The 11037-nt window shown below is 69.1% G+C and carries 7 protein-coding genes; 2 read left to right on the top strand and 5 right to left on the bottom strand.

What is annotated here, in order from left to right; genetic code table 11:
• Nucleotides 1-153 precede the first annotated feature (153 nt).
• Nucleotides 154-297 (bottom strand): hypothetical protein, encoded by a 144-nt coding sequence (locus VGX25_RS04330; protein WP_326916268.1) that lies wholly within the window; start codon nt 295-297, stop codon nt 154-156.
• A gap of 10 nt (nt 298-307) precedes the next feature.
• Complete coding sequence (locus tag VGX25_RS04325; protein WP_326916267.1) at nt 308-1720, bottom strand: glycoside hydrolase family 16 protein; 1413 nt, start codon at nt 1718-1720, stop codon at nt 308-310.
• A gap of 361 nt (nt 1721-2081) precedes the next feature.
• Here VGX25_RS04325 and gltB point away from each other — a divergent pair, with 361 nt between their 5' ends.
• Together gltB and VGX25_RS04315 are read left to right on the top strand one after the other, a co-directional pair.
• Nucleotides 2082-6647, top strand: a complete 4566-nt coding sequence (gltB, locus tag VGX25_RS04320; RefSeq protein WP_326916266.1) for a glutamate synthase large subunit — start codon at nt 2082-2084, stop codon at nt 6645-6647.
• Nucleotides 6640-8160, top strand: coding sequence for a glutamate synthase subunit beta (locus VGX25_RS04315; RefSeq protein ID WP_326916265.1), 1521 nt, complete (start codon nt 6640-6642; stop codon nt 8158-8160). The genes gltB and VGX25_RS04315 overlap by 8 nt, the downstream gene beginning before the upstream one ends.
• A gap of 9 nt (nt 8161-8169) precedes the next feature.
• Here VGX25_RS04315 and VGX25_RS04310 read toward each other — a convergent pair whose 3' ends face one another.
• The 3 genes from VGX25_RS04310 to VGX25_RS04300 form a co-directional block, all read right to left on the bottom strand.
• The gene (locus VGX25_RS04310) at nt 8170-9246 is read right to left on the bottom strand and encodes a histone deacetylase family protein (protein WP_326916264.1); all 1077 of its coding nucleotides are present in this window, start codon (nt 9244-9246) and stop codon (nt 8170-8172) included.
• 5 nt (nt 9247-9251) lie between these two features.
• The gene (locus VGX25_RS04305) at nt 9252-9947 is read right to left on the bottom strand and encodes a 2OG-Fe(II) oxygenase (RefSeq protein ID WP_326916263.1); all 696 of its coding nucleotides are present in this window, start codon (nt 9945-9947) and stop codon (nt 9252-9254) included.
• Between the two features lie 80 nt (nt 9948-10027).
• Nucleotides 10028-10993 (bottom strand): helix-turn-helix transcriptional regulator, encoded by a 966-nt coding sequence (locus VGX25_RS04300; RefSeq protein ID WP_326916262.1) that lies wholly within the window; start codon nt 10991-10993, stop codon nt 10028-10030.
• Nucleotides 10994-11037 lie beyond the last annotated feature (44 nt).

Here is an 11037-nt window from a genome sequence, read left to right as displayed (position 1 = left end):
CCCGGCGGCCTTGCCCGAGCTAGAAAACACAGCCTTGCCCGAGCTAGAAAACACAGCCTTGCCCGAGCTAGAAAACACAGCCTTGCCCGAGCTAGAAAACACAGCCTTGCCCGAGCTAGAAAACACTGTCGGTGTCCGTTGTGGACTCGGTGATCAGACCGGACTGCTGAGCGAGGTGACCCAGATGGTCTGCCCGCTGTTGTTGACGAAGGTGAACATCCGGGCCGGCAGCGCGGCCGCCATGGTCAGCGCCGCGACCAGAATCCCGGTCAGCGCGATGAGGTCGTGGCGCTTCATGGCGGATTCCCTAGTGGGCGAACGTGAACCAGTTGACGTTGACGAAGTCGGCCGGCTGGCCGCTGGTGAACCTGAGGTACACGTCGTGCACGCCGGTGACGGCGCTGATGTTGGCCGGTACCGTGCGCCAGCTCTGCCAGCCGCCGGTGTTGGCGACGGCGAAGCTGCCGATGGGCGCGTTGTCGACGTTGTCGAGCCGGACCTCGACCAGGCCGCTCACCCCGCCCGCGGCGCCGGAGGCCACCCGGGCGCTGAACTGCCGTGCGGGCGTGGCGCCGAAGTCGATTCCGTTGTACCGAACCCAGTCGCCGTTCGACGCCCAGCCGATGTTCTGCCCGCCACCGGTGTCGCTGCACGCCTCCACACCGATTCCGGACTGCTGCTGGAAGTTCTCCGCCTGCAGGGTGCCGTACGCACTGCCGCCCCCGCCCGGCGGTGGCGGTGGTGGCGGGGTGCCGCCGCGGGTCCACACCGCGACGTAGTCCACGACCATCGGAACCCCCGGCTGCGTCGCCGCGGTCGGGGTGCCGGTTCCCGCCACACCGTTGGGGAAGGAGCCGCCCATCGCGACGTTGAGCAGGATGAAGTAGCCGGCGTGGCCGGTCATGTTGTTCCACGTGCCCGCGTCCACCTGGTTCTGGCTGACCTGGTGGTACTGCTGCCCGTCGACGTACCAGCGGAACTGGTTGGGGGAGATGCTGGTGTCCCACTCGAACCGGTAGGTGTGGAAGGCCGACTGGCAGGTCGATCCCGGGCAGGCCCGGTTGGCGCCGATGCCGTTGAACTCGTTGCAGGGTCCGCCGGGTGCCACTCCACAGTGGAGCACGCCCCACACGGAGTTGATCCCGTTGACGTTCTCCATGATGTCGAACTCGCCGATGCCGGGCCAGTTCTGGAAGTTCCCGCGGTACGGCGAGCCGAGCGCCCAGAACGCCGGCCAGTAGCCGAGCGCCGCCTGGCCGGTCACGTTGGGCATCTGGATGCGCCCCTCGATCCGCAGCACGCCACCGGCCGGTGGGCGGAAGTTGCTGCGCTGCGTCTCGATCCGCGCCGAGGTCCAGTTGCCGGCGCCGTCGCGGCGCGGGGTGATCCGCAGGTTGCCGGCGCCGTCGAGGGCGACGTTCTGCGTGCTGTTGGTGTAGCTCTGGATCTCGCCGGTGCCCCAGTTCGGTGGACCGCCGGGATAGCTGTGGCCGAGGTCGAAGATCCAGTTGGCGCCGGAGGGCAGGGTGCCGGCCGAGCCGTTGAAGTCGTCGGCCCAGACGAGGGTGTAGCCGGCCGGGGGCGGGGGCACGGCCGCCCGCGCCGACATCGTGAGCGGGACGGTGATCAGGAGGGCCGCACCGGCGGCGCCGAGCGCGAGCCACCACCGTCGACCGGGTCGCCGGACCGTTGCCGGCGGGGACAGGGCAGGGACGGACATGGCAGGGTGACCTCCTTGTCAACCTGAGGCGCAGGGGCGTTTGTTGGTCCGAGCAACAAACTACGGTCATGAAAGCGCTCTCACCCGCGGTTGTCAAGGCCTTCGACCGCTGGTCCAGGCGGCTGTATGGAGCGCGAGCTATCCTTCGAAGACCACGCGTCGTGCGCCGTACGGAGATGTGAAGCGCCTTATCGCGTGGATCTCGCCCGGCGTTACGCCTACGGCCGAGAAACAGTGGCTTGACGGGTGCCTGCAGGTTTCGGGGCTGTTAAGCTCACGTCAACACGCGGGCCAGCGGAGTCCCGCGCCCAGAAACCGGATATTCCGAGCTGAGCGCGAGGACGACGAGGGAGGTCGACGCGTGATCTTCTCCGCCATCCCCGGGAACCAGGGCCTCTACGACGCCGCCCTGGAGCGGGACGCCTGTGGTGTGGCGATGGTCGCCGACATCCGAGGTCGCAAGTCGCACGGCATCGTGGCGGACGGGCTCACGGCACTGGCCAACCTGGAGCACCGCGGAGCGGCGGGGGCCGAGCCGACCAGCGGCGACGGCGCGGGCATCCTGCTGCAGCTGCCCGACGCGCTGCTGCGCGCCGAGGTCGACTTCGCGCTCCCGGAGCCCGACGAGCGGGGCGCGCACACCTATGCGACCGGCATCGCGATGCTGCCAACCGACTTCGGGCAGCGGGCGGCGGCGGTGGAGCTGGTCGAGCGGATCGCCAAGGAAGAGGGTCTCGTCCTCCTCGGCTGGCGCGATGTGCCGGTGGCACCGGAGATCGCCCAGGTCGGACCGACGGCGCTGTCGGTCATGCCGCACTTCGCGATGCCGTTCGTGACCGCCCAGCCCAACCCGAACGGTCGATGTCCCAGCGGCATCGAGCTCGACCGGCTCGCCCTCTGCCTGCGCAAGCGCGTTGAGCACGACAGCGTCGCGGCCGGCTGCGGCGTCTACTTCCCGTCGCTGTCCGCGCGCACCATGGTCTATAAGGGAATGCTGACCACCGCGCAGCTCCCCGTGTTCTTCCCCGACCTGACCGACGAGCGGCTCACCAGCGCTATAGCCCTGGTACACAGCCGGTTCTCCACCAACACGTTCCCGTCCTGGCCGCTGGCCCACCCGTTCCGCTACGTCGCGCACAACGGGGAGATCAACACGATCCGGGGCAACCGCAACCGCATGCGGGCCCGCGAGGCGCTGCTCGCCTCCGACCTGATCCCCGGCGACCTCACCCGGCTCTACCCGATCTGCGACCCCGACGGCTCCGACTCCGCCTCCTTCGACGAGGTGCTCGAGCTGCTGCACCTCGGCGGCCGCAGCCTGCCGCACGCGGTGCTGATGATGATCCCGGAGGCGTGGGAGAACCACACCACGATGGATCCGCGGCGCCGCGCGTTCTACCAGTTCCACTCCAGCCTGATGGAGCCGTGGGACGGCCCGGCCAGCGTGACGTTCAGCGACGGCACGCTCGTCGGCGCCGTGCTGGACCGCAACGGCCTGCGCCCGGCGCGCTGGTGGCGCCTTGCCGACGACCGGGTGGTGCTGGCCAGCGAGACCGGCGTGCTCGACGTCCCACCGGACCAAGTGGTGGCCAAGGGGCGGCTGCAGCCCGGCCGGATGTTCCTCGTGGACACCGCGGCCGGGAAGATCGTCGACGACGACGAGATCAAGGCCGAGCTGGCCGCCGAGCTGCCCTACGCGGACTGGGTGCACGCCGGGCTGCTGCAGCTGGCCGACCTGCCCGACCGTGACCACATCGTGCAGACCCACGAATCGGTGCTGCGCCGCCAGCTCACCTTCGGCTACACCGAGGAGGAGCTGAAGATCCTGCTCACCCCGATGGCGCTGGCCGCGGCGGAGCCGATCGGCTCGATGGGCACCGACACCCCGCCCGCGGCGCTGTCCAAGCGGTCCCGGCTGCTCTACGACTACTTCAAGCAGAACTTCGCCCAGGTGACCAACCCGCCGCTGGACGCCATCCGCGAGGAGATCGTCACCTCGGTGCAGCGGATCATGGGACCGGAGCAGAACCTGCTCGAGCCGGGACCGGCCTCCTGCCGGCACATCCTGCTGCCCTACCCGGTCATCGACAACGACGAGCTGGCCAAGCTGATCCACGTCAACGACGACGGCGACCTGCCCGGCTACGCTTGCACCGTCCTCTCCGGACTTTACGAGGTCGACGGCGGCGGCGCCGCGCTGGCCGCGGCGATCGAGCGGGTCCGCCGCGAGGCCTCCGAGGCGATCGCGGCCGGCGCGCGCACGCTTGTGCTGTCCGATCGCGACTCCGACCACCGGATGGCGCCGATTCCCTCGCTGCTGCTGGTGTCCGCGGTGCACCACCACCTGGTGCGCACCAAGGAGCGGTTGCGCGTGGCGCTGGTCGTGGAGACCGGTGACGCCCGCGAGGTGCACCACATCGCGCTGCTGCTCGGCTACGGCGCCGCCGCGGTGAACCCGTACCTGGCCTTCGAGACGATCGAGGACCTGGTCGGCCAGGGCGCGATCACCGGCATCGAGCCGCGGACAGCGATCCGCAACTACGTCACAGCTCTGGTCAAGGGCGTCCTCAAGATCATGTCCAAGATGGGCATCTCCACCGTCGGCGCGTACACCGCGGCGCAGGTGTTCGAGGCGTTCGGGCTGGCGCACGACGTGCTCGACGAGTACTTCACCGGCACCACGTCCAAATTGGGCGGTGTCGGGCTGGACGTGCTCGCCGAGGAGGTGGCCGCCCGGCACCGCAGGGCGCACCCGGAGAACCCGACCGACCGCGAGCACCGCCGCCTCGAGGTGGGCGGCGAGTACGCCTACCGGCGCGAGGGCGAGCTGCACCTGTTCACCCCGGAGACGGTCTTCCTGCTGCAGCACGCCACCAAGACCGGTCGCGACGACGTGTACCGCAAGTACACCGAGGAGGTCGAGCGGCTCAACCGCGAGGGCGGCGCGCTGCGCGGCATGTTCCGGTTCCGCAGCGACCGCGACCCGGTGCCGCTCGACGAGGTGGAGCCGGTCGAGTCGATCCTCACCCGGTTCAACACCGGGGCCATGTCCTACGGCTCGATCAGCGCCGAGGCGCACGAGACCCTGGCCATCGCGATGAACGAGATCGGCGGCCGGTCCAACACCGGCGAGGGCGGCGAGGACGCCGACCGGCTGTACGACCCGCGGCGCCGCTCGGCCATCAAGCAGGTCGCAAGTGGACGGTTCGGCGTCACCAGCGAGTATCTGGTCAACGCCACCGATCTGCAGATCAAGATGGCGCAGGGCGCCAAGCCGGGGGAGGGCGGCCAGCTGCCGCCGAACAAGGTGTACCCGTGGATCGCCCGCACCCGGCACTCCACCGCAGGCGTCGGGCTGATCTCCCCGCCGCCGCACCACGACATCTACTCCATCGAGGACCTCGCCCAGCTCATCCACGACCTGAAGAACGCCAACGAGCAGGCCCGCGTGCACGTCAAGCTGGTGTCCGAGGTGGGTGTCGGCACGGTGGCCGCGGGCGTGTCCAAGGCGCACGCGGACGTCGTGCTCATCTCCGGGCACGACGGCGGCACCGGCGCCTCGCCGCTGAACTCGCTCAAGCACGCCGGCACCCCGTGGGAGGTCGGCCTCGCCGAGACCCAGCAGACGTTGATGCTCAACGGTTTGCGGGACCGGATCACCGTGCAGGTGGACGGCGCGATGAAGACCGGGCGGGACGTGGTGATCGCCGCGCTGCTCGGCGCCGAGGAGTACGGCTTCGCCACCGCGCCGCTGATCGTCGCCGGCTGCGTGATGATGCGGGTGTGCCATTTGGACACCTGCCCGGTCGGCGTGGCCACGCAGAACCCGGTGCTGCGCCGGCGGTACACCGGCAAGGCCGAGCACGTGGTCAACTTCTTCCGGTTCGTCGCCCAGGAAGTCCGGGAACTGTTGGCACAGCTTGGTTTCCGCACCCTTGACGAGGCGATCGGGCACGCCGAGGTGCTCGACGTCGACGCGGCCGTCGAGCACTGGAAGGCAAGCGGCCTCGACCTCACCCCGGTGTTCGCGGTGCCCGAGAACCCGTACGGCGGCGCGCGCCGCCGGGTCCGCGCCCAGGACCACGGCCTGGACCACGCCCTCGACCGCACGCTGATCCAGCTCGCCGAGGCGGCCCTTGAGGATGCCCACCCGGTGCGCCTGGAACTGCCGATCCGCAACGTCAACCGCACCGTCGGCACGCTGCTCGGCTCCGAGGTGACCCGGCGCTACGGCGGCGCCGGCCTGCCGGAGGACACCATCCACATCACGCTCACCGGATCGGCCGGCCAGTCGCTCGGCGCGTTCCTGCCGCCCGGCATCACGCTCGACCTGATCGGCGACGCCAACGACTACGTGGGCAAGGGCCTTTCCGGCGGGCGGATCGTCATGCGACCGCCGGCGGAGTCCCCGTTCGCCGCCGAGCAGCAGGTGATCGCCGGCAACGTGATCGCTTACGGCGCCACCGGCGGCGAGCTGTTCCTCCGCGGCCGGGTCGGCGAACGGTTCTGCGTCCGCAACTCCGGCGCGGTCGCGGTCGCCGAGGGCGTCGGCGACCACGCGTTCGAGTACATGACCGGCGGCCGCGCCGTCGTGCTCGGCCCCACCGGTCGCAACCTCGCGGCCGGCATGTCCGGCGGCATCGCCTATGTGCTCGACCTGAACCGCAAGCTGGTCAACAAGGCCATGGTGGACCTGCAGCATCCCGACGCCGAGGACCTGCGCTGGCTGCGCGAGATCGTCGCCAGGCACCACCTGCTCACCGGCTCGGCCGTCGCCGCCTCCCTGCTCGGCGACTGGACCCGCCGCGCGGCGGCCTTCACCAAGGTGATGCCGCGCGACTACCAACGTGTGCTCGAGGCCGCGCGGATCGCCCGCGCCGAGGGCCGGGACGTGGACGAGGCGGTCATGGAGGCATCGCGTGGCTGACCCGAACGGCTTCATGAAGTACCCGAGGCAGGATCCGCCCAAGCGCTCCAAAGTAGACCGGCTGGCCGACTGGCACGAGGTCTACCTCGACCTGGAACCGGCCGAGCGCGACCGTCAGGTCCGCGTCCAGGCCACCAGGTGCATGGACTGCGGCATCCCGTTCTGCCACTCTGGATCCGCCGGCTGCCCGCTCGGCAACCTCATTCCCGAGTGGAACGACCTGGTCCGCCGCGGTGACTGGGCGTCGGCCTCCGACCGTCTCCATGCGACGAACAACTTCCCGGAGTTCACCGGCCGCCTGTGCCCGGCGCCGTGCGAGGCCGCCTGCGTCCTGGCGATCAGCCCCGAGTCAGGCGGCGCCGTGGCGATCAAGCGGGTGGAGCAGGCGATCGCCGACGTCTCATGGGAACGCGACCTCGTCGGGGCCCGCCCGGCTGCGGTGTCGTCCGGCAAGCGGGTCGCCGTGGTCGGCTCCGGCCCGGCCGGGCTGGCCGCCGCGCAGCAGCTGACCAGGGCCGGCCACGAGGTGACCGTGTACGAGCGCGACGACCGCCTCGGCGGTCTGCTCCGGTACGGCATCCCCGAGTTCAAGATGGAGAAGAAGGTCCTCGACCGGCGCCTTGCCCAGCTGCGCGCCGAGGGCACCCGCTTCGTCACCGGCTGCGAGGTCGGTGGCTCCGGGCCGCACGACCTGTCCATCGAGGAGCTGCGCGCGTCCTACGACGCCGTGGTCCTGGCGGTCGGCGCGCTGCGCGGCCGCGACGCCCCGACGTTGCCCGGCCGCTCCCTGTCCGGCGTCCACCTCGCCATGGAGCACCTCGTCCCCGCCAACCGCGAGTGCGAGGGCGACGGCCCCACCCCGATCGACGCCGCCGGCAGGCACGTGATCATCATCGGCGGCGGCGACACCGGCGCCGACTGCTACGGCACCGCCACCCGTCAGGGGGCGTTGTCGGTCACCCAGCTGGACATCTACCCCCGCCCGCCCGACGAGCGCGACGACGAGCGGTCTCCGTGGCCGGTCTGGCCCTGGATCCTGCGCACCTACCCGGCGCACGAGGAGGCGGGCGAGCGCCGCTTCGCCGTCTCCGTCGAGGAGTTCGTCGGCGACTCCGCGGGACACGTGCGCGCGGTGCGCCTGCGCCAGGTCACCGTCACCAAGGATCCCGCCACCGGCCTGCGCACCGTCACCCCGGTCGGCGACCAGCTCGAGGAGCTGCCCGCCGACCTCGTCCTGCTCGCCATCGGCTTCGACGGCGTCGAGCACATGCCGCTCCTGGCCGGCCTCGACCTCACCCTCACCCCCCGCGGCACCCTCAGCTGCGGCCCCGACTGGCAGACCACCACCCCCGGCGTCTTCGTCTGCGGCGACGCCCACCGCGGCGCTTCCCTTGTGGTCTGGGCCATCGCCGAAGGCCGCTCCGTCGCCCACGCCGTCGACGCCTACCTCACCGGCGCCTCCGACCTCCCCGCCCCCGTCCACCCCACCGCCCTCCCCCTGGCCGTGCTGTAGAGCCGGAGTTCACCAGGCCTGGTGACCGGCGAGCCAGGACACCAGGTTCGCCCCCAGGTCGTCGACGGCATAACCACCTTCGAGGACGGCCAGCGTCGGCACCGCGAGTCGGGCGATATCGGCGCCGACGCTCCGGTAGTCACCGGTGGTCAGCCGCGCGTCACCGGCGACGTCCGACACATAGGTGTCGAATCCCAGCGACAGCACCAGCGCCTCGGGACGGCACCGGTCCACCACGGCAAGAGCGTCGGTCAGGCGATCCCGGTAGACATCCCCGTCGGCACCCTCGGGCAGCGGTATGTTGTGGTTCCACCCGCGGCCCCGACCGCTGCCGGTCTCATCCGGCCAGCCGGTGAAGTATGGAAACGATCGGCTCGGATGGCCATGCACGCTCACGTAGACGACGTCGTCGCGGTCATAAAAAATTGCCTGAGTTCCATTTCCGTGATGAAAGTCGATGTCTAAGACCGCGATACGGCCAATACCCTGATCGCGCAGCCACTGCGCGGCGACGGCGGCATTGTTGAGAAACGTCCCGCCGCCCATCAGCCGGGCTCCGGCATGGTGACCCGGCGGCCGGCATAACGCGAGCACCAGACGCGCCGGCCCGGCCAGCAGCTGCTCGGCCGCACTGAGCGCGGTGTCCACGGCCGACACGGCCGCACTCGCCGTGCCGGCGCCAAACCCGGTAATCGTGTCGAAACAGAGCCGACCGAGTAGCGCACCCAGATTCGACCCCACCGGCGGGACGGTACCGACGTGCGCCCGAAGTTCGGCATGCAGAAACGTGTCGCCGAACACCAGCTCGCCGGATCGCTCCTGCATCCGGAGCTGCCGCTCCACGAGGCCGAGCGTGCGGAGCACGTCGGCCTCGTGGACCCGGCGAATTGGCTCCTCGCCAAAGGGTCGTGGCGCTCTGAGCCGTACCTCGGGAATCGACTCCAGCGCCGCCAGGATCGAGCTCATGCGCTCGACCACGTCGTATGCCGGAACCTGCACGCCACACTGAACCTCCACGCTGGGCCGGTGCCCGATGTGACCCGGACAGGTGACGACGGGCACGTGCGGCGGTGGCTGGTCCGGCATCCGAGTCACACCTCGGGGCCGTACAGGTACTCGTTGAGATCCTCGGGCCGGGTGGTCTCCGGGACGTCGTCGGTGTAGAAGTTCATGGCGACGGCCACCCTGATCTCATCCTTGATCAGCGGGCGAACGTAGTGCGGATTGAACCGCCCGTCGAAGAAGAAGAGGTGTCCCTCCTTCGGGTACAGAATGGTGCAGTCGGCGTCCACCTTCTCCACGCTGTCCGCGTTCACATTGTTTGCCACCACCAACTCGCCTCCGTGGCCTTCCGGGTGGTTGGTGACGTACAGCAATCCCTCGACCGGGTTTGTGTCGACATGACACTCGTATCGCTCACCCGGCAGTTGCACGTTCAGCACGATCCCGTAGCGCTGGTCCGCCGTGGTGGCAAGAGACTTTCCCACCCGCCGCTGCCCGAGCTCGCGAAAGGGTCCCCGGTAGAGCTCGACGAGCCAGGGCAGTTCAGCGTGGACGACGCGGCCCTTGACGCCATGCACCGGCAGGCTGGTCACGGACGGATCTTCCCGGGACGTCGAGTGCGGCGGGACGAGAACCCGCCGTACCGTGAACCGGTGGGCGACGTCCATTATCTGCTGCTTCCAGTCGTGGGGAAGCATTGAGCTGACGTCGTCCTCCGACCACTCGAACTGCTTTTCCGCCGGAGCGATGCCGGTTCCGCTGACCCGCGTTACGCGTGCCTCCATCGTGATGTGTACTCCTTACAATAGACCCGCCGCATGAGAATAGGAATAAGGCGGGTTGGCTTGAATTGGGATTCGTTCAGTCAGTCGAACGCCAGCCGGGGGCTCGCGCTGACCATCGAGTCGAAATCCCTGGAAATGCGCTGGTGATGCTTCCGGTCGATCGGCAGATAGGCCTGTACCTGATGGCTCGGCGGGCTCACCAGGGCGACGATACCGGATTTCTCATCAAGGAACTCGGCGATCTGGTCGAGAAGTCGCTCCGCTCCCGTAGCGATGATCTTGGTGTCCAGCCGGTATATGACGTAGCCGGGCAGCAGCGCTCGACTGGACTCGTAGAATTTCAAACGTCGATCGACGATGGCTCTGGTCAGGCCACTGGTGTTGGCGCTGATGGAGTCCCGAAGCCGGCGCGCTTTCCGACGCCACTCCGGCCCTTCTGGAATGACGTAGCAATACTCGCTACCACGCTCGATATTCCGCATGATAACCGGAGTGAACGGACCCGGCGCGGCCTGCCCCCCGTTGAGGTCGTCCTCACCGTTGGACGTGCTGGAAAGCGTGAGAACATCCGGGTCCAGGTCCGCCGTCGCGATTCTTGTGTACTCGCTGAGTCCCTCGAGTTCGAGGACCTCCTGCGTGGTGAGGCCGCCCCCATACATCTCGTTGTCGGCCAAGACCTCCTTCGCCACCGACTCGATCTTGTCAGCCAGCGTGGAGCCCACTCGGCCCACGAAATCGCGCAATGTCGCGGTCTTGGCCTGATTTCTGGTCAGGGCTTCCTCAAGATGCGCAACGATCTCGCCGTAGTCCGGAGCCGGAGCAGCCGGCTCAATGCCGAAAACGAGGTAGTCGAGGCTCACGTTGAGCTCTCGTGCGATCGAGGCCAGAACAATCAGGCTTGGCGTGGCCCGACCCCGCACGTACTGCGACAGCGCGGACTCGGAAACATGAATCAGCCTCGCGAACTCCTTGCGCCTGTTGCGGAACCGCTCGTTCAACAGCTGGCGGAGAATCGGGCCGAAACGTATCTCGTCCTGGCCTACCATGGTTCCTCCCCTGCCGCGGCCCACCGGTCGCGTGACGGCTTCTT

Source organism: Actinophytocola sp., assembly GCF_035942955.1.
In the GTDB taxonomy this organism is placed as follows: Bacteria; Actinomycetota; Actinomycetes; order Mycobacteriales; family Pseudonocardiaceae; genus DASYTH01.
Note: the sequence above shows the minus strand (reverse complement) of the source record. Positions and strands in the feature narration are given on the sequence as shown.